This is a genomic window from Paenibacillus sp. RC67, from assembly GCF_030020805.1.
Taxonomy (GTDB): domain Bacteria; phylum Bacillota; class Bacilli; order Paenibacillales; family NBRC-103111; genus Paenibacillus_S.
The window spans coordinates 4,689,443-4,713,584 of the sequence record NZ_CP125098.1 but is presented as its reverse complement, the minus strand read 5'-3'; the positions used below and the strand labels follow the sequence as shown (position 1 = coordinate 4,713,584).

The 24,142-nt window shown below is 45.5% G+C and carries 19 protein-coding genes and 2 pseudogenes; 20 read left to right on the top strand and 1 reads right to left on the bottom strand.

Features of this window, described 5'->3' with window-relative positions:
• The first annotated feature begins 88 nt into the window (after positions 1–88).
• The gene (locus QMA13_RS21620; RefSeq protein WP_282935803.1) at positions 89–2,545 is read left to right on the top strand and encodes a S9 family peptidase; all 2,457 of its coding nucleotides are present in this window, start codon (positions 89–91) and stop codon (positions 2,543–2,545) included.
• A gap of 236 nt (positions 2,546–2,781) precedes the next feature.
• Positions 2,782–3,072 carry a hypothetical protein gene (locus QMA13_RS21615; RefSeq protein ID WP_282935802.1) on the top strand — a complete coding sequence of 97 codons (291 nt, stop codon included), beginning with the start codon at positions 2,782–2,784 and terminating at the stop codon, positions 3,070–3,072.
• 146 nt (positions 3,073–3,218) lie between these two features.
• On the opposite strand, the gene QMA13_RS21610 is transcribed toward QMA13_RS21615, so the two are convergent.
• Complete coding sequence (locus QMA13_RS21610; protein ID WP_282935800.1) at positions 3,219–3,956, bottom strand: metallophosphoesterase family protein; 738 nt, start codon at positions 3,954–3,956, stop codon at positions 3,219–3,221.
• A gap of 189 nt (positions 3,957–4,145) precedes the next feature.
• On the opposite strand from QMA13_RS21610, the gene QMA13_RS21605 reads away from it, so the two are divergent.
• From QMA13_RS21605 to QMA13_RS21520, 18 genes and pseudogenes are all read left to right on the top strand, one after another.
• Positions 4,146–5,387, top strand: coding sequence for a PucR family transcriptional regulator (locus QMA13_RS21605; protein ID WP_282935799.1), 1,242 nt, complete (start codon positions 4,146–4,148; stop codon positions 5,385–5,387).
• 115 nt (positions 5,388–5,502) lie between these two features.
• Positions 5,503–6,615, top strand: a complete 1,113-nt coding sequence (gene ald, locus QMA13_RS21600) for an alanine dehydrogenase (RefSeq protein WP_282935798.1) — start codon at positions 5,503–5,505, stop codon at positions 6,613–6,615.
• 42 nt (positions 6,616–6,657) lie between these two features.
• Positions 6,658–7,836 (top strand): alanine racemase, encoded by a 1,179-nt coding sequence (alr, locus tag QMA13_RS21595; RefSeq protein WP_282935797.1) that lies wholly within the window; start codon positions 6,658–6,660, stop codon positions 7,834–7,836.
• A gap of 18 nt (positions 7,837–7,854) precedes the next feature.
• Entirely contained in the window at positions 7,855–8,865 is a 1,011-nt protein-coding gene (locus QMA13_RS21590) for a serine hydrolase domain-containing protein (RefSeq protein WP_282935795.1), read from the top strand.
• 244 nt (positions 8,866–9,109) lie between these two features.
• On the top strand, positions 9,110–9,880 hold the full coding sequence (locus QMA13_RS21585) for an HAD-IIA family hydrolase (RefSeq protein WP_282935794.1): 771 nt from the start codon (positions 9,110–9,112) through the stop codon (positions 9,878–9,880).
• 45 nt (positions 9,881–9,925) lie between these two features.
• Positions 9,926–10,480, top strand: coding sequence for a glycerol-3-phosphate responsive antiterminator (locus QMA13_RS21580; RefSeq protein WP_282935793.1), 555 nt, complete (start codon positions 9,926–9,928; stop codon positions 10,478–10,480).
• Positions 10,481–10,652: 172 nt separating this feature from the next.
• The gene (locus tag QMA13_RS21575) at positions 10,653–12,347 is read left to right on the top strand and encodes a glycerol-3-phosphate dehydrogenase/oxidase (RefSeq protein WP_282935792.1); all 1,695 of its coding nucleotides are present in this window, start codon (positions 10,653–10,655) and stop codon (positions 12,345–12,347) included.
• 15 nt (positions 12,348–12,362) lie between these two features.
• The gene (locus tag QMA13_RS21570; protein ID WP_282935791.1) at positions 12,363–13,127 is read left to right on the top strand and encodes an MgtC/SapB family protein; all 765 of its coding nucleotides are present in this window, start codon (positions 12,363–12,365) and stop codon (positions 13,125–13,127) included.
• A gap of 360 nt (positions 13,128–13,487) precedes the next feature.
• Positions 13,488–14,798 (top strand): ABC transporter substrate-binding protein, encoded by a 1,311-nt coding sequence (locus QMA13_RS21565; RefSeq protein ID WP_282935790.1) that lies wholly within the window; start codon positions 13,488–13,490, stop codon positions 14,796–14,798.
• 20 nt (positions 14,799–14,818) lie between these two features.
• Positions 14,819–15,769 (top strand): carbohydrate ABC transporter permease, encoded by a 951-nt coding sequence (locus QMA13_RS21560; RefSeq protein ID WP_282935789.1) that lies wholly within the window; start codon positions 14,819–14,821, stop codon positions 15,767–15,769.
• 11 nt (positions 15,770–15,780) lie between these two features.
• Positions 15,781–16,611 carry a carbohydrate ABC transporter permease gene (locus QMA13_RS21555; protein ID WP_282935788.1) on the top strand — a complete coding sequence of 277 codons (831 nt, stop codon included), beginning with the start codon at positions 15,781–15,783 and terminating at the stop codon, positions 16,609–16,611.
• Positions 16,612–16,653: 42 nt separating this feature from the next.
• Positions 16,654–17,784 (top strand): hypothetical protein, encoded by a 1,131-nt coding sequence (locus QMA13_RS21550; protein WP_282935787.1) that lies wholly within the window; start codon positions 16,654–16,656, stop codon positions 17,782–17,784.
• Positions 17,785–17,798: 14 nt separating this feature from the next.
• Positions 17,799–18,515, top strand: coding sequence for a glycerophosphodiester phosphodiesterase (locus tag QMA13_RS21545; protein WP_282935786.1), 717 nt, complete (start codon positions 17,799–17,801; stop codon positions 18,513–18,515).
• Positions 18,516–18,705: 190 nt separating this feature from the next.
• Positions 18,706–20,031, top strand: coding sequence for a sugar ABC transporter ATP-binding protein (locus tag QMA13_RS21540; protein ID WP_282943492.1), 1,326 nt, complete (start codon positions 18,706–18,708; stop codon positions 20,029–20,031).
• An 18-nt stretch (positions 20,032–20,049) separates the two neighbouring features.
• Positions 20,050–20,391 (top strand): annotated as a pseudogene (locus QMA13_RS21535) (ABC transporter permease subunit); the annotation flags it as partial.
• A gap of 111 nt (positions 20,392–20,502) precedes the next feature.
• On the top strand, positions 20,503–21,600 hold the full coding sequence (locus QMA13_RS21530; RefSeq protein WP_282935785.1) for a GntR family transcriptional regulator: 1,098 nt from the start codon (positions 20,503–20,505) through the stop codon (positions 21,598–21,600).
• Positions 21,601–21,677: 77 nt separating this feature from the next.
• A pseudogene (araD, locus tag QMA13_RS21525) lies at positions 21,678–22,368 on the top strand (L-ribulose-5-phosphate 4-epimerase).
• Between the two features lie 57 nt (positions 22,369–22,425).
• Positions 22,426–24,096, top strand: a complete 1,671-nt coding sequence (locus QMA13_RS21520; protein ID WP_282935784.1) for a ribulokinase — start codon at positions 22,426–22,428, stop codon at positions 24,094–24,096.
• Positions 24,097–24,142: the final 46 nt, after the last annotated feature.

Sequence of the window (24,142 nt, the reverse complement as noted above, 5' to 3'; positions counted from 1 at the left end):
TCTATTAAATCCTCTATTTACCATTCGATAGCTTGAATGATATATTAATGGCGATGTGACTAATTTGTGCCAATAGAGGAGATTGTTAATGAAGAGCCCACTGCGAAAATTGTTCTCCGTACTGCTCGTTGTTGCGTTGTTATCTAACATCGTGACGATTGCAAGCGCTTCCGATAAGGAGGCCCCGGTTCAAGGCTATCGGGATGTACCAAAGGACCACTATGCTAGTAAAGAGATTGCGATGCTGTCTCAGAGAGGGATTGTTCAAGGAAACGCGGATGGGTTGTTCCAGCCTGATGATGAAGTGACACGGGGAGTCACGGCACAATGGTTAAGTAAAGCTTTGAAGCTGGGTTATCCTGCTTCCTTGAAAGGATTTTCGGATGTTCCTGAGAAAAGCGAGTTTGCTGTCGCTATCAATGTGTTAGCAGAGAAAAAAATCATTCAAGGTGACCAAGGACTTTTTTCACCAAATGCGCCATTGACGAGGGAACAAATGGCCAGCTTGCTGGTACGAGCCTTTCAACTGAAAGATAATGGCATGAACGTGTGGTTTAAGGACGAGGGCATCATGAGTGATAGTCATTATAACGATGTCATACGTTTAAAGCAGTACTTCCTTACGAATCAGGTCGAGTTCATGCCTAAGGATAAAGTCACTCGCGCACAGCTGTCGCTGTTTCTGTACCGGGCTATTATGATAGGGGAAACCGAGACGGGCCAAGTCCCGTTAGAAGATTTTTTGCGTGGCTCCGATCTGGGAAGCTATGAGGTTTCGCCTGATGGTAAATATACGGCTTTGCTGAAACAGAGCGATAACCAGCAGCAAATATTTGTTTACAAGAAAAGTCAGGATAAGAAGGATGCAGTTAAGATCACCAGTATAAAAGACCGAAGTATCGTAGACTTCACGTGGTTTAATAACGATACGATTTTATATATGACGAATAAAGGCGGTGATGAGGATTACCACCTCCATTCCATTAAGTTCGACGGAACTTCGGATAAAGACTTAACACCGTTTGATAACGTGCGGGCGGAGTACTTGGAAAACATGTCCTATGATCCTGCTCATCCTTACGATATTTTAATTTCTATGAACAAGCGAAACCGGGAACTGTTCGACTTGTTTGCGCTTAATGTCAACACAGGCGAATTTCAGATTGTGGAAGGGAATCCTGGCAATGTTACGCGCTGGATGACGGATTTGTATGGAGATGTCAGACTTGCTGTTGCTACAGATGGAATCGACAAGAAGATATTATACCGCGACTCAACGTCACAGAAGTTTGAATCTATATTAACTGTGAAGTTCGGTGATGAATTTTATCCGATCATGTTTTCCTTTGATAACACCCAGTTGTACGCCTTATCCAACATCGACCGTGATAAGCTTGCTCTTGTCAAATACAATCTCAACACCAAAACCATTGGGGACACCATCTACGAAAATCCAGATGCCGATGTAAAAGATATTATCGTATCGTATAAGAAGCGGGCTATTCTAGCGGTCAAGTACGAAACGGATAAAGTACACTATGAATACTTGGACAAAGAATACGAGCAGTTAAGAAAAGAAATTGAAAGCCAATTACCGCCTAATCAGCAATTTGCTATTGTCGGTAATCCGTTGCCCGAAACGAAAGTTACGCTGAGAGCATACAGTGATAAATCGCCGGGGACTTACTATTTTTACGACCGAAAAACGAAGCAGTTGGAGAAATATGCAGACGTCATGCCTTGGATTAAAGAAGAGGATATGGCGGAAATGAAGCCTATTTCATACGGATCTCGTGACGGGTTAACGATTCATGGCTATTTAACTATGCCTAAGAATGTAGGAGTTCAAAATTTACCTGTTGTAGTTCTACCCCATGGCGGACCTTGGTCACGTGATTCTTGGGGATTCGATCCAGAGGTCCAACTGCTAGCGAACCGTGGCTATGCTGTTCTGCAAATGAATTTCCGCGGGTCAACAGGCTACGGTAAGCAGTTCCTTAATGCCGGCAATAAGCAATGGGGCCAGGCGATGCAAAATGATATTACCGATGGAGTTCAATACTTGATAAATTTGGGAGTTGCCGATCCTAAACGGATTGCAATATACGGCGCATCCTATGGAGGCTATGCAGCACTAGCAGGTGTGACGTATACACCGCAATTGTATGCTGCAGGAGTGGATTATATGGGGCCGTCCAGCTTGTTCACCTTCCTCAATTCCATGCCGGCGTATTGGGAACCGGATCGTCAGATCATGTACCAGCAGGTAGGGGATCCTAATAAAGACAAAGTCATGATGGAAGCAAACTCACCGGTTCTTCATGTGGATAAAATTCAAGCTCCGATTTTATTCGCTCAGGGTGTCAATGACCCTAGAGTGAACAAGAAGGAGTCCGATCAAATGGTCATGGCCCTTCGCCAGCGTGGTATCGACTCCAACTATATGATCAAACAGGATGAAGGGCACGGATTCCGCAGATTTGAAAACCAGATGGACTTTTACAACTCGCTGCTTAAATTTTTGAACATTCATCTTAACAAATAAGAGGAGATACGGTGAGTCGATTTGTATCTTATCTGGAGCCATAAAGCCAGCTTGTAAGTTATTTATCTATCAAATAAAGCCAAAATGTGACAAAAGTCTCATGAAACTTTACACAATATACCATAATATATAACTATTGAGCATTTGTGTAATAAATACTTGAATAGGAAGCGACTGCACTCTATTGGGGTTAAGGAGATTTTATTGCTCAAAATAGTTATTTAAGGGGAACGCACGTGGAACCAAATGTAAACCAGAATCTCGGTTATCCTACACCAGGATACCAACAACAAGCAGCACCAGTTATTTCTGTTAAGGACTGGATGCTGACGATGTTACTATTGATCATCCCAATTGTTAACATCATTATGTTATTTGTATGGGCTTTTGGAGGCGGCACAAGTCCTTCAAAGGCGAACTATGCTAAGGCCAGTCTTCTTTGGGCGGCTATCGGTATTGTCCTTTATTTTCTGATCGTTGTCCTTATTATGGGTACTTTTTTTGCCAGTGTAAAAGGGATGAATTAATTGGTAAAAAAGTTCCATATCTAATAGAGCAAGTCTCTACGGATAATGTAAAAAGGTTACTAAATAAGCTGACGCCAGCATTCCTGCGGTGTCAGCTTGTTTAGTTATTCAGCGCATCCGAAAATTATATAGTCCTCCATTATTTATCAGGATTTGGATTCAACCGCATTGACATGGTAAGCCCGGTATTCCTGTCCGTTAGTGATTTCGAGGCAATTCAACTGCATTCCGTACGCACATCCACCGTCAATGCCTATTTTGTCTCCGCCAAACCAGATATGAGCCGTATCGTGCATCTTAATGGCTCTAGTATGCCCGAACAAGACGGTTTTTTCCACGATAGTCGGTTTACTGTAGAAAGGATCTCGTATCCATAGGAAATCAAGCAAAGGCTGCTCCTTCCAATTGACATACTCAGGATTAATGCCGGCATGAACATAAATATGGTGATCATCCTCGTAGTAGTAAGGAAGCTGGTTCAAAAACGCAAGGTGATGCCCATACGTTTGTTGGATATAAGCTCTTGCTGCTTCCAGGTTACGTCCTTCCTCGGAATCATTCCATAACGGGGTTCCACTGCAGTAACTGCTTAGTGTTTGATGCCCTCCATACTCGAAAAAACGCTGGGTAGCGTGCTCATTGGCTGAATTGTCCATAACTTCTAGAAAGCGTTGATCATGGTTTCCGCGCAGAGCGATGGCTTGTCCGGCTTCTACTATTCCGATCACTTGCTCGATTACTTCCTTGCTTTTAGGGCCACGGTCTACGAAATCCCCGAGAAGAATGAGCTTGTCTTGTTCAGGCATGTATCTGACGGTGTTCAATAATTCGTTAAACGATGCGTAGCAGCCGTGAATGTCGCTAATTACTAAAGTTCTGTTCAAAAGGGACCATTCCTTCCTGTCAGGCAGTGGGATATTTATCTTGTATTTACACTTTCCTCTATGGAAATTAACTATATAGTCCTACGCTAAACTTCTCAACCTATTTCTTTCTATTGATTAGAAAAGGGAAGGTGCTTTACAATGAGGAAAGAATTTTTCTAATACGATGTTCGGGGAGCAAGAAGCCGTATGCCAATGGAGAAAGACCCTTTTGACCGACATTTCGATAGTTTTACCAGTTTGGCGGACCTGATTTGTGAAACTCTTCATTGTCCGATTACCATTGAGAATGCAAATCATCAGCTTATTGCATACAGCTCCCACAGCCCGCAAACGGATCAGGCTCGAATTGCGACAATAGTCGGTAGACGTGTTCCTGAACAAGTTATTAGTGCACTATGGAGAAACGGGGTCATACAAAAATTAATGGAGTGCGAGGACCCTGTAAGGATTGAAGCGGTGCATGATGTGGGGCTCGGTGATCGAATCGCCATTGCCATTCGTAAACATAACGAAATACTTGGCTATATATGGGCCATGGAGGAGAACGAACGGCTCGGCTCGCAGGAGTTCGCTTTATTGAAGAGGGCGGCTCAAGCCTCCAAGCATTTGATGCTCCAGCTTCAGATTCAAAAGCGTAAAGAGGAGGAGGGGCAGCAAAATTTGTTCTGGCAGCTGCTGACCGGACATTTGAAGTCCCCTGGCGCCATTAAAGAACAAGCAAAGCTGTTCAATATTTCACTTCCTTCGTCTTTTCAAGTGATTGTGTTTCAATTTGAGCAGGAAATTACAGATTCTTTGTTTCAGCGTATACAATACATGATTACGACTACACAGTCCGTTAAAATTGTGCTGCATGTTGTAGACGGATTTCAGCTTATTTTATTGACCTCCTGGAGATTTTCCCGCACGGCAGCTGAGCCTCACCATTCAAGCTCAGGATTTATTCGTGATTTCATGGAGCAGATGAAGGAACGATTCGGAATTGCTCCTGTCGATGGTGCGAGCGGCAATGAGTTTGACGATTATACCGTTGTAGAAAGGGCTTGGAAGGAAGCACTATCGGTATTGGAGTTGAAAAAGCACTTCCCTGCTGCATTGCAGGACGCTCATCAACATCGGGAGCTTGGCTTTTACCGTTATTTTCCGATGATGACCCAATCCGATGGCACACCACTTTATGAGAATAGCGGTCTCCGCAAGCTCAGAGGGTATGACACGGAACACAACAGCTGTCTGCTTGAAACGTTGGATGTATTTCTTAATCACGATAGCAGTTTGAAGGATACAGCTGATGCGCTGCATATTCATATCAATACGTTGAACTATCGTTTGAAGCGTATTACAGAAATAGGCGGAATCGATCTGAAAAACATGGACCATAAGGTTTCCTTGTATCTGGATTTGAGGCTAATGAAACTCTCAAAGTAGTCTTTTTGTTGGATGAATACAAAAGATCATGCAATAATTCTCATTTTTATACAAAGTCAAAGCTTCCTAACCATTCTATAATCCTCAATAGAAACACATTTGGGGAGGATTTAATATGAGAATTGGCATACCAAAGGAAATTAAAAATAACGAGAATCGCGTCGCCATTACACCTGCTGGAGTATTGGAGCTAGTACGCAATGGCCACGAAGTTTGGATAGAGAAGGATGCTGGAATTGGAAGCGGTATCTTGAACGAGCATTATGAAGCATCCGGTGCGAAATTGATCGAACGAGCTGCGGATGTATGGTCGGCTTCGGATATGATTCTCAAGGTAAAGGAGCCGCTCCACTCGGAATACCAGTACTTCCGTCCAGATCTCGTCTTATTTACTTACTTGCATCTCGCAGCTGAGCCGGGACTTGCTCAAGAGCTTGTAAGCAAAGGAGTCACTGCGATTGCTTATGAGACGGTTCAGGTTGGCAGAACACTTCCTTTGTTAGTTCCGATGAGTGAAATCGCGGGCCGTATGTCGGCACAAATCGGTGCACAATTTTTGGAGAAGCCTCATGGAGGCAAAGGGCTGTTGTTAAGCGGTGTGCCAGGAGTTAAAAAGGGCAAAGTGACGATCGTCGGTGGGGGAGTAGCGGGAATCCATGCGGCACAAATTGCCGTTGGGCTAGGAGCGGAAGTGACGGTCATCGACTTGAATTCGGATCGTCTTCGTTATTTGGACGATATTTTCGGTCCGCGCATTCAGACCTTGATGTCCAATCCAGCCAACATTGCTGAGGCAGTAGAGCAATCGGATTTGGTCATTGGAGCCGTTCTGATTCCTGGCGCAAAAGCGCCCAAGCTTATCACGGAACAGATGGTAAAAACGATGGGGCACGGATCGGTTATCGTCGATATCGCTATCGACCAAGGCGGCATTGTTGAAACAGCAGATCGTACAACGACACATGACGCTCCTATATACACCAAGCATGGAGTGCAGCACTATGCGGTAGCCAATATGCCGGGCGCTGTGCCAAAAACCTCTACGTTTGCTTTGACAAACGTAACGCTGCCGTATGTGCTGCAAATAGCGAATAATGGAGTTAAACAGGCTATTCTTGATAACGCGGCGCTTGGAAGCGGAGTTAACATTATGGGAGGATGCGTTACGCATCGAACGGTAGCCAGAGATCTTCAATATGAATTTGTTCCCGCAGCAAATGTGATATAGTCCAAACAGGGCTAGCCGGACGATAAGGGGGAGCAAGGGTTTATGTACAGTTACCGGGATACACGAGTAGAAGTATCGCTGGATGCAATAGCCTTCAACACCGCGTGGTTTAAACAAAGCATCGGCTCTTCTTGTCGTCTGATGGCTGTCGTCAAAGCGGACGGATACGGCCATGGAGCCGTGCAAACGGCTAAGGTTGCAGTTGAGGCCGGTGCCGATTACTTGGGGGTCGCTATTTTGGATGAAGCGCTGCAGCTTCGCAATGCAGGCATCGATAGCCCTATTCTTGTGCTGGGCTACACGCCTCCCCATGCCGTCGAAGCGGCGATTCGTCACCGCATAGCGCTGACCGTTTTTTCGGACGAGGTGTTGGACCGTATTATGGATTGCTCGAATCGTTTGGAGCAAGCAGCGGTTATCCATGTGAAAGTCGATACAGGCATGTCAAGGCTTGGTTTGACGGATAGGAGAGAAGCTGCGGCAATGCTGCATAAAGCGAGCCAAAGTCCTTTTGTCATTGTGGAAGGTATATTTACTCATTTTGCTCAAGCCGATCATGACGATACGGCTTATACTCAGAAGCAGTTTGAAGCATTTACTGCAATGCTGCAGCATTTGGAACGGGAAGGAATGCATATTCCTATTCATCATTGCTGCAACAGTGCAGCTGCCCAGCGATTTCCTACTATGCATATGGACATGGTTCGTATTGGTATCAGTCTGTACGGCTTACTGCCATCACCTGGCATGAATGGCGCTGCCGTTGGGCTCAAGCAGGCATTTCAACTCAAAACGTCTATCGTTTCGATAAAAAAACTGACAGCGCATCAGCCGATAGGATACGGTGGTACGTTCAGATCCGAGCGAGAGAGTGTCATTGCAGCCATCCCGGTGGGGTATGCCGACGGTTTTTCCAGGGGATTATCGAATCAAGGCTCCGCTGTCGTAAACGGACAGAAGGTTCCTGTTGCAGGAAGAATTTGCATGGACCAAACCATGCTCGACATAACGGATATCGGGGATGTTCACGTTGGAGACGAAGTGATATTATACGGAGGGACGGAAGAGGCTTACATATCGATAGATGAAGTGGCTGATCTGCTTCAATCGATTAATTACGAGCTCGTATGCACGGTCGGGAAGAGGGTCCCTCGGCTTTATCTTCGAGATGGACGTATGATCGGCTATTCTAACCCGACTTTAGAAGGGACAGCCTATTAGGAATGGGAGTGAACACGGTTGAAGGTTCATTTGTTGGAGCGTAGGCTAGCAGAGCAATTTGATGCTTATGCCGAACAGCAGCAATTCAGCGGAACGATACTGGTTGCACAAGAGGGAAGCATTCGTTTTGCAAAAGCGTATGGATATGCCAACTATGAGCACAATGTTCTGAATCAGCTGGATACGAGATTTCAAATAGCTTCGATTACGAAGCCGATTACAGCAATGGCCGTACTGATGCTTGCAGACAAAGGTCTTATCGATATTCAGGGGCGACTACTTGAATACATTCCTGAATGCGACGTACTGGGGCTCGAACCCCGCATTACGATTCATCAATTGCTGACCCATACTTCGGGCATAAGAGATTTTGAAAAGCTGCCTCAGTTCGTAGGAGGGCAGGAGAGGACTCTATACGAAGGTCTAGACATATTGAAGCTGATTCAGCACGCTCCCAAGGAATTTGAACCTGGTACGAAGTGGTCTTACTGCAATACAGGCTACAATTTGCTAGGAATCATCATCGAATCTGTTACCGGTTCAACCTACTCGGAGTTCGTTGGTCGACATATATTAGCCCCCCTTGGAATGGACTCGACTGGCTTCGGATGCTCGCGAAGTGTTGTACTAGGGTTGGCGGATGGATATTCCTTAAACGAGCATGGCACTAAAGTAAAAGCCCGTTTCTTTGAGCTGGATAACTTCACCGCATCCGGTCATATGTACTCTACGGCGGAAGATTTGTTGAAATGGGATCAAGCCCTGTATTCGGGTCAGCTGGTTTCTGAAGAACGGCTCCGACAGATGTTCACGCCTCATGCTTATGTGGATGCAACGAGGTATTACAGCTACGGATGGTCGATCTATAACGGAAGTCGTGGTCACGGTGGCTGGCTCCCAGGGTATTGGTGTAAATTCAGACAGTATCCAGATCAACAACAAGTCGTTATTATGCTTTCCAACCATGATTACACCAAAGAAGAACGAATACTGGATCGAACGGAAGCCCTGTTTGAGGAATGTCTTTGAACTTATTCGAATAAATAATCATTGACAAATGAATAAAGCGGTTCTATAATTCAATTCAATGCATTGATATACGGTAGGTTCGAGTAGATGGAGAAACCCTTATCCGTAATCATGCCCTTCTAAGAGGAGGGGTGTGTTTACTGTTGATAGGGGTTTTTTGTTATTGTACGAACGATTCGAATCGTACTTTCCGCGCGGATACCGGACAAAGCCTTTTATCTTTTATATAAGCGAGGAAGATGATATGAGAGGTTACATATTTGACCTGGATGGTACCGTTTATTTGGGTGACAAGATGATTGAGGGTGCTGCCGAAACGATTCGAGCATTAAGGGAAAGGGGAGACAAGGTTGTCTTCTTATCTAATAAACCGATAGCGACGAGACAGTCCTATTCGGATAAGCTGACGAAAATGGGAATACCGACTAAGGTTGAAGATGTTCTGAATTCATCCTTGATCGTAGCACGCTATTTGAAAAAAATGCTTCAGCCCGATGATAAGGTGTATGTGATAGGCGAAAAGCCAATTCACGACGAGCTTCGAGAGCATGGGATTCCCATTACTGAGGACAGTGTGAATCCGAAGTATGTTATCTTGTCCTGGGACCGCCAATTTACGTACGATAAATTGAATATTGTATATCAAGCAGCAGTAAGCGGTTCCAAGATTATTGCTTCCAATCCGGATGCTACCTGTCCGCTGGATAGCGGTCAAATCCCCGATACCGGGACCTTCATTGCGGCATTGGAAGCGGCTACGGGCAAGTCAATTGACTTGGTAGTAGGCAAACCGTCTCTGATTGCGGCAGAAGCAGCTGTTGAGCACCTTGGCTTACAGTATGAGGACTGCTTCATGATAGGAGATCGTCTGGAAACAGATATCAAAATGGGCAACGATGCCGGCATGGCGTCGGTCCTGGTTCTAACCGGCGTAGCAACAGCTGAAATGGCTGCAGCTTCGCAATATAAGCCTAAGCATGTGATACCAAGCATCAAAGAAATCGTCCGCCTCTAGACGAATCATGATATAATGGTTTCACCTTTAGAAAGGGGGAGACGAATGTATCCGATCGTCGATTTGGTCGAACATCAAACTATTGCGGCCGTACAGAGAGAAGAAGACTTAGAACTTGCTCTGAAAAGTCAAGCGAATATTATTTTTCTGCTGACTGGCTCCATCTTTAACATCAAAGATCTGGTGGACAGAGTGAAAGCGTCGGGTAAGCACGTATTTCCTCATATGGAATTTATCGATGGCATATCCCCCGATAAAAGCGGGGTTACCTATATGGCGCTAAATATTAAACCGACGGGTATCATTTCTACCAAAAGCAACTTGATTCGAGTAGCCAAGGATTTGAAATTAATGGCCATACAGCGTATTTTCCTGATAGACCGTAGCGCAGTGGCTAGAGGCATTAAAGCCGTAGAACAAAGTCAACCGGACGCAATCGAGGTTATGCCAGGCATTATGCCTCGTATAATCCGAGAGATGACGAATATGACTCCGCTGCCGATCATTGCCGGAGGCTTGGTTGGCAATCAAGAGGAGATTGACGACGCGTTAAGAGCAGGCGCTTTAGCAGTGTCGGCAGGAACATCTGTGTTGTGGTAGTAGAGCTACAATAATGAAAAAAAACTAATTATGCAGCCAATTCAAAGTGGGATGAGACAATGGAGAAACCTCTTTGGAAAAGTGCGGCCGAGCCTAAAGCCGGTTGTTCTTTTTCATGGGGGTTTTTCTTATACCATCAGAAGAGGTAAGCGTCGCTCTGGAGGTGAACATAATGAACAATCAGGGATCCTTTTCTGCAGCAAGCCGAACGTCCGTGTTGCAATTGATGGCCGAGAGCGAGTTGGATTTGCTCGTTGTAGGAGGCGGTATTACCGGGGCAGGCATTGCGTTGGATGCGATCACTCGTGGTATTAAGGTGGGTGTGCTCGAAAAAAACGATTTTGGTTCAGGCACGAGCAGCAGATCGACGAAGCTGATACACGGTGGACTAAGATATCTGAAGCAAGGGGACTTTAAACTGGTGCAGGAGGTTGGCAGAGAACGGGCCATTTTATACAAAAATGCTCCGCATCTCGTGATTCCAGCTCCCATGCTGCTGCCGGTATACAAAGGAGGCACCTATGGGTATTTGGCTTCCTCCATCGGTCTGTACATTTATGACTGGCTTGCCGGAGTTGCCCGCAAAGAACGACGTAAGATGCTCAGCAGAAAAGAAGTTATGGAGAAAGAACCGCTGCTGAAGAAAGATGGCTTGAAGGGCGGCGGCTTATATTATGAATATCGCACCGATGACGCGCGCTTGACACTGGATATTATGAAAACGGCTTCACAGCGTGGTGCTCTTGCCGTCAATTATACGGAAGCCAAGAAGTTCATTTATGAAAATGGTCGTGCGGTGGGTGTTGAGGTTCATGATAGGATAAGCGGCAGGCGGCTTAGTATTCGTGCGAAGCACATTGTGAATGCGGCTGGCCCATGGGCCGATCAAGTGCGAGATATGGACGGATCGTTGAAGGGCAAGCGGTTATTCCTGACGAAAGGAGTGCACCTGGTTGTCGATTACCATCGGTTACCGGTACATCAGGCCGCGTACTTTGATACGCCTGACGGTAGGATGGTGTTCGTCATTCCTCGTGGCGATATCACCTATGTCGGTACGACAGATACGGCTTATTCCGATTCCGTCGATCAACCTAGAACGACGCAGGAGGATAGGGATTATCTTATACGTGCGGTCAACGCGATGTTTCCAGCAATCAAGCTTAAGCAGCAGGACATCAAATCACATTGGGCAGGGCTTAGACCGCTGATCTATGAAGAAGGCAAGGGGCCATCTGAGCTTTCAAGGAAAGATGAAATTTTTATATCGGACAGCAAGCTGATTACGATAGCAGGCGGCAAGTTAACCGGATTTCGCAAAATGGCAGAGAAGGTCGTTAATCTGGTTGCGGCTCAATTGAGCACGGAAACGGGTATTATTTATCCAGCCTGCACGACAGATCAGATTACGATTACCGGCGGAGAGAAGAAGGAAGGTATGAGCTTTACTGAGTGGAAGCAGGAAATGCTGATTATGGGCGTTACCCAGGGGATTAGCGGTAAGACGATGCAGGAGTGGATCGATACTTATGGTTCCAATGCCTTGAAAATACTAGAGTATTTACCGGAAGCCCAGTATCATAACGTTCCCACTAATCTGCAGTGGCTCTTTGCGCAGCTGTTGTATTCCGTTAAAGAGGAGATGACCGTTACAGCATCCGACTTCTTAAGATTGCGTTCGGGTTGGTCTTACTTTCAGCTCAACAAAGCAGAGAAGTACCGAAATATGGTAGAGAAGATGCTTAATGATTTACTAGATCTGGATTCACAACAGCAGGACATGCAATTGGAACTGCTTAATCAAATGTTCAATAATATCCATGAGCTTCCGACAAGCGATAAGATGCTGCAGAAAGTCTCATCGTAGGGAAGGGGGAGAAATATGAACAGTATATGGTATATTTCTCATTTGGATCTCACCTTGCGCATTCTAGCAGCAGCTGCTATGGGCGGCTTGATCGGGTTTGAAAGAGAATGGAGCAATCATGCCGCCGGACTTCGTACGCATATTCTCGTCTGCATCGGCGCTGCTGCAATCATGCTTTTGTCCATCTATGGCTTTGGAGAATTTGCCGTTGAGCCTAATGTAAGGATGGACCCTGCCCGGTTGGCAGCTCAAGTCATCAGCGGCATCGGGTTCTTGGGTGCAGGGGCTATACTGCGTACAGGTTCGACTATATCTGGTTTGACCACAGCGGCCTCGATCTGGGTGGTAGCCGCAATAGGTCTATGTGTAGGCGCGGGGTTTTATTACTGTGCGGCTCTGGCTACCGTCATGGTATTTCTTAGTTTATTTGCCTTGAATAAATGGGAAAGACATTTAATGCGCCATCGCAGAAACCAGGAGGTAATTATCAAAGTATTGGATCGACCGGGTGTTATGGGGAAAATATCCACCGTATTCGGAGAACAGGGCATTCAGATCGTTACAGTCAAAATGAAATCGGAGGAGCCTCAGCAAACGGATGATGGAGCCTACCCGGTTATGGAGCTCAAATTTAGCGTGAAAACGACGAGCTCCGACAAGCTGATGCGCGCTATACAGACCATTTCGGCTTTAAGCGAGGGAGAGATTCTATCTCTGGAAGCTTCACCGTGGAAAGTTACCGGAGGAGGCTTGGAAGCAACAAGAACACCCATGATGTAAGCGAATGCAAATGGAGAATATTCTTGTATATCACATGAATTAGTGGTATCATTAATAATTTATTAACATTTCAAAGGATTGACAAGCTTTATAGCGTATGGCATACTTTTTTGTGTAAGAGGTTGTTACACAGTATCATACATCATACTCACTTGGGTGCGGAGATCATGAGATAATCCAAGGGACAATAATCTTGCCTGTATGTATACGTACAGCAAGTGTCTCTTGATATTCTCGATGGTCTTTTTTTGTCTGCATATTCCTTTTTGGAGGTGAGACCCGCATCGCTATTCGGTCTTGGGACCTGATGTAAGCCTTTTCATAAATATAAAACATAGTAAACCGAGAGGGGTAATGAGAATGAGACACAAGAAATGGTTATCTTTGACGGTCATGGCAGCACTGTTCGGTTCAGTGATCGGGTGCTCCAATTCCAATACAGGTGAAGGGAAAATTGAGGATGCAAAAGCAGCAGCGGAGGATAACTCTCCAATAACTATACAGTACTGGCATTCACACTCTGATGAACAAATGGCCGGTGTGAACTACATGATCAGTGAGTTTAACAAAAAATACCCTAACATCACTGTTGAGCCTGTGTTCCAAGGAGGATACACAGATTTGCATAAGAAATTGCAGGCTGCGGTTGCTGCAAATGATGTTCCGGCTGTAACGAATGTTGAAGTATCGGCATTGCCTAACTTTGCGGACGGCGGTGTGTTTGCAGACCTGGGCCCTTACATCAAGCGTGACAGCGTCGATATGAATGACTTTTCCAAAGGTATGCTGCAAGCTTACGCCTTTAAAGACAAGCAGTTTGGATTCCCGTTAATCGTAAGTACGAGCGTTATGGTATATAACAAAACGATGTTTGAGCAGTTGGGTGTGAAGCCACCTCAAACGTGGAGCGAGATTGATGAATTCAATAAGAAGCTGACCGTGAAGGAAAATGGAAAAACAACACGCTATGCGTTCTCCGTTCCAGGTTGGGATACATGGTACTACGATCCTTGGATTTCTAATGGTGGCGGTACAATTCTGACAAAAGACAATAAATCGGGCTTTGATCAACCAGACAGCCTTCGTTGGGCTCAAAATTTCCAAAAATGGATTAAAGACGGTTCCTTGCAAATGGGTTACGGAAAAGGCGCATCGGATGTTATGAGACAGATGTTCCTTGAAGGTAAAGTAGGTATGGTTCAGCACTCTTCGGCAATCATTAAAACCTATGTCCAAAACGCTAAGTTCGAAGTAGGAGTATCCTTCATCCCTGGTGATAAAGAGAGAAAATCTCATATCGGCGGCGCCGGAATCGTGCTTATGAACGGTGCTAATGCAAAGCAAAAAGAAGCGGGCTGGAAGTTCCTGAAGTTTATGGTTTCTGCTGAAAACAATGTGAAATGGGCGGACTTTACTGGATATCTGCCAACTCATAAATCAGTTGTTAATACAGAAGAAGGTAAGAAGTACTTTGAGAAATGGCCGCAATATAAAGCCGTGTTCGAGAATTTCGATAACGTAGCTCCACGGATCCAACACCCTGCTTATCCTGAATTTAGTGAGAAGTATAAGGAAATTGTCGGTAAAATGATTTTGAATAATGAAGATCCAGTACCTTTGCTGAAAGATTCGGTAAAAGGCATTAACGAAATTATAGCTGATTACAAGTAAGCCCCGGAAGGAGCAGCACAATGAAAGAAACTGGAAGCACTAAAATAAACGCACGGATGGATTCGGTTGCCAAACCGGCTTCGAAGCGCTCTGCTTACCGCCTACTGGAGGGGTTGAAGGATTTTTCCTTCGCCCTGCCAGCTTTGGCGTTTCTGGTCATCTTCATTTATTATCCTTTATTGAATTCATTCTACTTAAGCTTTACGAACTGGAATATGACGAAGCCAGTGAAGCAATTTGTTGGCTTCGATAATTATGAGAAGCTCTTGACTAATGAAACGTTCTATAACGTGCTCAGAATTACGTTTACTTATACAGTCTTGGATGTTGTATTGACTTTAGGCTTCGGGCTTCTGCTAGCGCTATTGTTCAATGTGTCATCCCGATTCTTCAACTTCTTGAGAATGCTGATTTTTATGCCGCACTACATTTCCATGGTCATTGTGTCCATGATCTTTCTTTGGATCTTCAACTCTCAGTATGGCTTAATGAACGAGCTGTTAGAGCTGATGGGAATCGAAAAGGTGCAATGGCTGCAAAATCCGAAAACGGCGCTGTGGGTTCTTATCGTCGTATCGGTCTGGAAGGGCGTCGGATTTGCAATGATTATCTTTATTGCAGGTTTACGTGGTATTCCAGTGGAATATTACGAAGCTTCAAGCATTGACGGAGCCAGTAAGTGGACGCAGTTCTGGAGTATTACGCTTCCTTTACTGTCGCCAATCACCTTGTTTCTCGTGGTCACCAACTTTATTTCTTCCATGCAGGTGTTCCAATCTGTCGATATCATGACCAATGGGGGACCTTTGGAATCGACCAAAGCGATGGTGTACTGGATCTATACGATGGCTTTCTCTGAATTTAAAACAGGAAGAGCGTCAGCCTTGGTCATCATTTTCTTCATTATTATCGTGCTGCTGACCATGGTACAAATGTACGTCTCCAAGAAGAAAGTTCATTATGAAGGGTAGGTTATAGATCAATGACGAAATCACTAGGGGTAACCACCCGTTATATAGTGGCCATTCTCATTACGCTTCTTATCTTTTTCCCGGTTTACTGGATGCTGGTAACCGCATTGAAATCACCGCATGAGCTTCGCTTGGCCGTTCCTACGTTCTGGCCAGAGAAATTAATGTGGCAAAACTTCTTTCAGGCTTTCAACACCATTCCATTTTGGCGGTTTGCATCCAATACATTGATTCAGACGGTAGGAATTATCTTCCTTCAAATCAATATTGGCCTTATGGCTGCCTATGCTTTTGCCAAAGGAACGTTCCCGGGCAGAGAGAAGCTGTTTATCCTTGTCCTGGCGGCACTGATCGTGCCTGACCAAGTTACTTTTGTACCCGTGTATGTCATGATGTCCAAACTGGGCTGGATCAACACGTTCTATGCGCTTATCATTCCACATGCGGCTTCGGCTTACGGCATATTCCTGCTTCGTCAAACGTTCAAATCGATCAACAACGATGTTATTGAGGCGGCCAAGGTAGATGGTGCGAACCGCGTGCAGATTCTATACCGTATTTTGACGCCGATGGCGTTCCCGACGGTTATTACCTTGTTAGTCATCAGCTTTATCCATAGCTGGAACTCCTACTTCTGGCCTCTGGTTATGACGAATTCCAATCAAATGCGCGTATTGACGGTCGGTATTGCTATGATGAGAGATTCTATCGCGGGTAACGAAGCATTAAACTTCCATCTGCTGATGGCTGCGAGTGTTGTTGTCATTTTGCCGATCGTATTGGTGTTCATCTTCGCTCAAAAATATATTGTGGCGGCCATGGCCAATTCGACCTTTAAGTAATGGGGATCGCTCCCCTCAAAGGGGAACCAAGGAGGCTGTCCAATGAAGCATAAAGCAGTAATGATTGTACTATCGGGTATGCTGTGCCTAACCGCAGCCGGCTGTCAACCATCATCGGCAGGCAGTGCGAAGAAAGCATCAGAGCAAGCGGTTTCCGCAGAAGCGAAAAAGCCGGAAGAGAAAAACGTATCGAACAGCGGAAAGATAACGCAGGAAGAAGCCGGAATTAAAATCCGTATTGATTTCCCTGAAATTAAGCCATTTTTGCAGGCTGCGAAGCAGGGACCGATTGTGCCGGCTTTGATGCAAAAAGCGGTTCCTCAGGGAATCGGTTTTATTGAAGAAAAAAATTGGATTCTCGTCAGCCATTATAGAGAAGGTGGTCTTCCGAGTCTGCTGTCCGTAGTAGATGCCGGCACCGGCTCGATGGTTAAAGTAATGGAGCTTTACAAGGAAGCCGACAAGCCTTACACTGGTCATGCCGGGGGCGTTACGGTAAGCAAAAGTCATGTTTGGATTTCATCCGACAATAATGTCTATCAGTTAAACATCGAGGACATAATCAAAGCTGATAATGATACCAAACTGACATTTAGAGGCTCGATTCGTACAGATACAAGGGCTTCTTTCACAACTTATGGTGACGGTGTCCTATGGGTAGGCGAATTTGCCAGTGGAAAGGACTATCCTACGGAAAAATCGCATTATATAAACAATCGCGATGATAAGGAATATAAAGCGTGGACCGTAGGCTTCAAGCTGGATCCGCAGACCGATTTGCTTCCTGCCAGTAAGGCGGCACAAGCTAATACGCCCGTTGTCCCGGACTACATATTATCCATACCGGACAGCGTTCAAGGAATGGCGGTCTTGAAGAATAAGATTTTGCTGAGTCAATCATCTGGACGTAATGCAGCAAGTGCATTAATCCAGCATCCAAATGTGCTGGCTGAACAGCCGCACACTAAAGCGGTTATCGGCTCTGAGTCGGTTCCTGTATGGTTCCTGGATTCGAAGAACAAGCCGGAATCGATGGCGCTTCCACCGATGTCGGAGGGAATCGTTTATTCCAAAGAGACGCTATACCTATTGTTCGAGTCCGGTGCTAGTACGTACAAGGCTTCCTCCAGCTATGCGCTGGATCGTATTCAACTGTTGAAAATGACCGATTAATCAGGAGGATGAACATGAGCATCGTCGGATTGGCACATCGCGGGTACCCGAAGAAATACCCGGAGAATACGCTTTTTTCGTTTCAAGCTGCATTAGATCTGTCTTATAGCCATTTGGAATTGGACGTAAATTTGACGAAGGACGGCGTTCCGGTTGTCATTCACGATCCTACAGTCAACCGCACGACCAACGGAAAAGGTCTAGTCCTCGATTATACTTGGGATGAGCTGCAGAAGCTTCGTACAAACGGTGAGCAATCCATTCCGACTTTGGAGCAGGTGTTAAACTTGGCTAAAGGGAAGGCTAAAGTGGATATTGAGCTAAAGCAGAGCGGAAGCTTGTACACGGGAATGGAAGAAAAAGTACTTGAAGTGATTCGCGCGTGTGATGTGCAGGATCAAGTATTCGTTACTTCGTTTGACCACTATTCCATACAACGAGTACGTCAACTATCTAAGGATATCGAAGTGGGACTTGTCATCTACGGCGCAACACCTTCGGTGTTCGGCTTCGCCAAGGAGATTGATGCTAAGTACATTTCCGTTAAATACATCTATTTAACGGATGATTATGTACGTTTGTGTGAAGAAAAGGGCATTCAGCTTATTGCCTGGACTATTGATGATGAAGACGCCATGCGTCAAATACGCAAGCAATATCCAGATGTTTGGGTATGTACCAATGAGCTGGAGAAGTGGAAAGCATGCTTTCTGGAGATGGCGTCTAAATAAAGATAGGTTAATCAGGGCTGTTTTGTAGGCAACTTATCGTTGCTTGCAATTCAGCCCTTTTTGCGTTCTGGTAGGTTAACATCGTAAGATTTTAAACCTTTTTCAAGAGATTACTCCATTCTTTTTACCTCGGTCCAAATATACAATGAACTCATAGTTTAAGGGATTTGGGGTGGTGGTAGTGACTGCAATGATAGAGCCTCTAGTTGAAATGGACGGAATCGACAAGCACTTTCCCGGCGTACACGCTCTGAACCAATGTCGGTTCACATTAATGCCTGGTGAAGTTCATGCCTTGGTAGGTGAAAATGGAGCTGGCAAATCGACATTAATGAAAGTGCTTACAGGAGTGTATCAAAAGGATTCGGGAACACTTCGCTATAAAGGCAAAGAGGTCCTTATTCCAAATACCCGAACCGCGCAGCAGCTTGGCATCAGCATGATTCATCAGGAGTTGAATTTGATGCCCCATCTGACCATAGCGCAAAATATTTTTATTGGCAGAGAACCTGGTAAAATATTCAAGATATTTCTAAATGATAAAAAGCTGAACGATCAGGCGCAGCTTCTTTTTAACCGGATTAAGCTTCAATTGGACCCTCGAACTTTAGTATCCGAGCTTACCGTAGCCCAACAGCAAATGGTCGAGATAGCCAAAGCGCTTTCTTATCAATCGCAAGTACTAATCATGGATGAGCCGACGGCCGCATTGACAGATACGGAGATCAACGATTTGTTCAGAATCATTCGTGAGTTGAAAGAAAATGGGGTAGGGATCGTGTATATTTCGCATCGAATGGAAGAACTAAAACGGATTACGGATCGGATCACGGTCATGCGGGACGGCTGCTATATTGATACCATCGGAACTCAAGAAGTCACGACGGACCGCATAATAGCTATGATGGTCGGAAGGGAGCTGTACCAAGCATCCAAACCATCGACCAGCAGTGCCAACCAAGGAACAGTACTGGAAGTTCGTAAGCTGAATCGGAAAGGAAAGATCAAGGATGTCAGTTTCTCGCTGCGTAAAGGGGAAATTCTAGGCTTCGCCGGTTTAATGGGAGCAGGTCGTACAGAAGTAGCCAGGGCTATATTCGGAGCAGATCCTATAGATTCAGGAGAAATTCGCGTACACGGTCAAAAAGTTCGAATCAAGCAGCCGCATCACGCTGTCCGTCACGGGATTGTAGAGCAAAAAGTCAAGTATCTTTCGGGTGGCAATCAGCAAAAGGTAGTCATTAGCAAATGGCTGCTGCGCGACTGTGAAATTTTAATATTTGACGAACCTACTCGAGGCATTGATGTCGGGGCGAAGACCGAGATTTATAAGCTATTGGAGAAGCTGGCTGAACAGGGCAAATCGATCATTATGATTTCCTCTGACCTGCCCGAAATTCTTAGAATGAGTCATCGCATCATGATCATGTGTGAGGGGCGTATTACTGGCGAGCTTAGCAGTGAACAAGCGACGCAGGAAAGTATTATGAAATACGCTACAATGCGCAGTGAATAGGGGGGAAGCATTATGGAAATGACGGCAGTCAGTAAGAAGCCGACGACAGTCAAAACTGGCGCGACACAAAAATTGCTGGCTTTTGCTAGCTTAATTGTATTAGTTATTTTTTTCTCGTTTTCTTCAAGCAACTTTTTTCAATTCGATAACATAGTCGGTATCATGCTGTCTACTGCGGTCATTGGCATACTCGCTCTTGGGTCCACCTTCTTCATCATTACTGGTGGTATTGATCTGGCAGTGGGCACTGTAATGACGTTTGCTGCGGTTATGACCGGGGTTATGATCACGATCTGGCATTTGCCTTTGCCCATAGGTGTAGTAGGTGGTATTGCAACGGGAGCATTATGCGGAAAAATAATCGCATCATTGGGATGAATAGCATTAATATGTACTTACAACTTTGAATAATGATATAATGAACCTAAAATGGGAACGACCAGCATGGCATCGGTTCTTTTGAGGTGAAATATGACAGACGTAAAGCAGCAGCCTAAGTATATGATATTAAAACAAGAAATATTGTCCTGGCTTCAATCGGGCAAACTAAAGCCCAACGATCAAATGCCTACGGAGAATGAGATTGCAGAACAGTTTCAAATGAGCAGGCAGACGGTAAGGCAAACCTTTGGCGTACTAGAGCAGGAAGGATGGATTTACAGGGTTCAAGGAAGAGGAACGTTTGTCTCTAATCCCCAAACCGCGCGGAAACAGCAGGATGTGCAGACGATCGGCATTATTACGACGTATATATCCGATTATATTTTTCCTCATATCGTGCGAGGAGCCGAAGCGGCATTGCGAAGCAAGGGATATCGATTGCTCCTGTCCAGCACAGATAACGACAAAGACAGGGAAAGGGAAAGCTTACAGATGATGATGAGTCAGCCGTTAAGCGGCCTCATTATCGAGCCGACCAAGAGCGCGGAGGGCAACCCGAATTTAAGCTATTATTTGACATTGAATTACCATAACATTCCTTTCTTAATGATCAATGAAAGCTATCCGGAGATAAGTTGTCCGTACATTAAAGTGGATGATGAAGCTGGAGGGTATAAAGCAGCAGAGCATTTGATGAAGCTCGGACACCGAAGTATAGCCGGTTTTTTCAAAATGGACGATTTACAAGGCGTCAATCGGCTCAAAGGCTTTATTAAAGCCCATCAAGATTATCGTATTCCGTTGGTCCCTGATTCTGTCATTCATTATACGACGGAAGATAAGGAAACAAAGCCTTTTGCAGCAGCACTTGAGATGCTTACTAATGCATCGGAACGTCCAACAGCTTTCGTTTGCTACAACGATGAGTTAGCGGTTATGCTTCTCGAAGCCGTGAGACAAGCGGGATTAAACGTTCCTGACCATATTTCAATCGTCGGGTTTGATGATTCCTCATTGGCTGTTGCTACAGAGGTGAAGCTTACGACACTGACTCATCCCAAAGCAGATATGGGGACGTTGGCAGCAGAAATGCTAATTGCTATGATCGAGCATAATACGAATGAGATGGTCGGTAAGGTGATAGAGCCAGAGCTTATTATTAGAGAATCGACAAAATTAATAAAATAATTGTGGAAAAATTGTACGTACAAATATATAATAACAGTATCGGATTCATTCTTCTTATGGAAAGGTGATGATACAAGTTGTTATTACAACTCAAACAGGCCGTATTGGAAGCGAATCTGGATTTGCCCAAATACGGCCTTGTTACGTTTACTTGGGGAAATGTAAGCGGTATCGATAGGGATCAAGGCCTTGTTGTCATTAAACCGAGCGGAGTGCCTTATGAGAAGCTGAAGCTGGAAGATCTAGTCGTCGTCGATCTGCAAGGAACCGTTGTGGAAGGGACGTTGCGTCCTTCTTCAGATACGCCGACACATTTGGTCTTGTACAAGGCGTTTCCGCATATCGGTGGAGTTGTACATACCCATTCGCCGTGGGCAACTATTTGGGCGCAAGCAGGAATAGGCATTCCGGCGCTCGGAACGACGCATGCCGACTATTTTTACGGTGAGGTTCCTTGTACGAGAGAAATGACTGGTGCAGAAATTCAAGGCGCTTATGAGCTGGAAACTGGCAATGTGATTGTGGAGAGATTCCAAAATCTCGACCCTCTACAAATGCCAGGTGTTTTAGTTCATTCTCATGCTCCGTTCACCTGGGGGGAAGGACCCGCATCAGGCGGTACATAACGCGGTTGTTTTGGAAGAGGTGGCTAAGATGGGCTACCATACGAAAGCTTTAAATTCGCATATTCCATCGATGGACTCAACGCTGCTTGACCGGCATTTTTTGCGCAAGCATGGTGCAGACGCTTATTACGGACAAAAGTAGTAAGGTACAGATACAGAACTGAAAAAGAAAATGATCCAGGGAGGAACATAGAATCGTATGGGCAAAAAGTATGCTATTGGCATAGATTACGGTACGGAGTCAGGACGTGCCGTATTAGTCGATCTTTCGGACGGTACAGAGATAGCTGATCATGTCACACCTTATCCTCATAATGTGATTGATGAGAAGCTTCCAGGCTCCGGACAGAGGCTTGAGCCTGATTGGGCTCTTCAACATCCTGGGGATTACATTGAGGTGCTCAAACGTTCCGTACCTGCCATTATTCAGTCTTCCGGAGTGAACCCGGCTGACGTAATCGGTCTTGGCATCGATTTTACGGCTTGCACGATGCTGCCTGTGGATGCTGAAGGTGAGCCGCTGTGCTTCGATCCGGAGCTGAGAGAGAGACCGCACAGCTGGGTGAAGCTATGGAAGCATCATGCTGCACAGGATGAGGCGAATCGCATCAATGAACTCGCAGAGCTTAGGGGCGAAACCTTTTTGCCGCGTTATGGAGGCAAAATATCTTCCGAATGGATGATCGCAAAAATATGGCAAATCCTTAACGAAGACCCGGATATATATGAGAAGACGGATCAATTTTTGGAAGCGGCGGATTGGGTTGTTTCCAGAATGACAGGAAATCGACTCAGGAACAGCTGCACGGCAGGCTACAAAGCGATATGGCATAAGCAGGACGGTTATCCTTCTGAAGCGTTCTTCAGAGCGCTGGATCCAAGATTGGAAAAGCTGACAAGCACTAAGCTCCGCGGGGAAGTCGTACCTTTAGGGACGAAGGCTGGCGGATTGACAGAAGAGATGGCGAAATGGATGGGTCTGAACCCTGGTACAGCGGTAGCCGTTGGGAATGTAGATGCACATGCGGCCGTTCCTGGTGTTGGTGTGGTTGCTCCCGGCAAGCTTGTCATGGCGATGGGAACCTCGATCTGTCACATGCTGCTAGGTGAGGAAGAGCGGCAGGTTGAAGGTATGTGTGGAGTCGTAGAGGACGGAATCATTCCCGGATATATGGGTTATGAAGCGGGACAGTCTGCTGTAGGAGATATTTTTGCATGGTATGTCGAGCAGTCAGTACCTGCTTATGTCCATGATGCGGCTCGAGAGGAAGGCATTAACGTTCATGAATGGCTGGAGAAAAGAGCTGCTGCATACAAGCCGGGAGAGACGGGACTGCTGGCGCTTGACTGGTGGAACGGGAACCGTTCCGTACTGGTAGATACGAATTTAACAGGTTTATTGGTTGGCTACACGCTGTTGACCAAGCCTGAAGAAATTTACCGGACGCTGCTTGAAGCGACGGCTTTCGGCACTAGAAAGATCGTTGACGCCTTTCACGATAACGGGGTAGTGGTGAATGAGCTCTATGCCTGCGGAGGACTTCCGCAAAAAAATCGATTGTTAATGCAAATCTACGCGGACGTTACAAATCGTGAGATCAAAATTGCAGATTCCAAGCAAACGCCGGCTTTGGGTGCGGCGATGTTCGGAGCAGTAGCAGCAGGTGCTGCAAATGGAGGGTACGACTCAATTGTAGATGCTGCTGAGAAAATGGCGCGTGTGCGCGAAGAAACTTTCAAGCCTATTCCAAAGCATGTAGCTGTGTACGAAAAGCTGTATGAAGAATATAACAAGCTTCATGATTATTTTGGTCGTGGAGAGAACGATGTGATGAAGCGTCTTAAGTCGATCAAGGAAGCATCACGTTAATCAATGCACAAGCCTTTAAGTATGCAATTAGTAGGAGGGTATTCAT

What these genes read in the sequence shown, in the direction of transcription:
- QMA13_RS21620 (WP_282935803.1), top strand. Translation starts at nt 89, where the DNA reads ATGAAGAGCCCACTGCGAAAATTGTTCTCCGTACTGCTCGTTGTTGCG.
- QMA13_RS21605 (WP_282935799.1), top strand. Translation starts at nt 4,146, where the DNA reads ATGCCAATGGAGAAAGACCCTTTTGACCGACATTTCGATAGTTTTACC.
- ald (WP_282935798.1), top strand. Translation starts at nt 5,503, where the DNA reads ATGAGAATTGGCATACCAAAGGAAATTAAAAATAACGAGAATCGCGTC.
- alr (WP_282935797.1), top strand. Translation starts at nt 6,658, where the DNA reads ATGTACAGTTACCGGGATACACGAGTAGAAGTATCGCTGGATGCAATA.
- QMA13_RS21585 (WP_282935794.1), top strand. Translation starts at nt 9,110, where the DNA reads ATGAGAGGTTACATATTTGACCTGGATGGTACCGTTTATTTGGGTGAC.
- QMA13_RS21580 (WP_282935793.1), top strand. Translation starts at nt 9,926, where the DNA reads ATGTATCCGATCGTCGATTTGGTCGAACATCAAACTATTGCGGCCGTA.
- QMA13_RS21575 (WP_282935792.1), top strand. Translation starts at nt 10,653, where the DNA reads ATGAACAATCAGGGATCCTTTTCTGCAGCAAGCCGAACGTCCGTGTTG.
- QMA13_RS21570 (WP_282935791.1), top strand. Translation starts at nt 12,363, where the DNA reads ATGAACAGTATATGGTATATTTCTCATTTGGATCTCACCTTGCGCATT.
- QMA13_RS21565 (WP_282935790.1), top strand. Translation starts at nt 13,488, where the DNA reads ATGAGACACAAGAAATGGTTATCTTTGACGGTCATGGCAGCACTGTTC.
- QMA13_RS21560 (WP_282935789.1), top strand. Translation starts at nt 14,819, where the DNA reads ATGAAAGAAACTGGAAGCACTAAAATAAACGCACGGATGGATTCGGTT.
- QMA13_RS21555 (WP_282935788.1), top strand. Translation starts at nt 15,781, where the DNA reads ATGACGAAATCACTAGGGGTAACCACCCGTTATATAGTGGCCATTCTC.
- QMA13_RS21550 (WP_282935787.1), top strand. Translation starts at nt 16,654, where the DNA reads ATGAAGCATAAAGCAGTAATGATTGTACTATCGGGTATGCTGTGCCTA.
- QMA13_RS21545 (WP_282935786.1), top strand. Translation starts at nt 17,799, where the DNA reads ATGAGCATCGTCGGATTGGCACATCGCGGGTACCCGAAGAAATACCCG.
- QMA13_RS21540 (WP_282943492.1), top strand. Translation starts at nt 18,706, where the DNA reads ATGATAGAGCCTCTAGTTGAAATGGACGGAATCGACAAGCACTTTCCC.
- QMA13_RS21530 (WP_282935785.1), top strand. Translation starts at nt 20,503, where the DNA reads ATGACAGACGTAAAGCAGCAGCCTAAGTATATGATATTAAAACAAGAA.
- QMA13_RS21520 (WP_282935784.1), top strand. Translation starts at nt 22,426, where the DNA reads ATGGGCAAAAAGTATGCTATTGGCATAGATTACGGTACGGAGTCAGGA.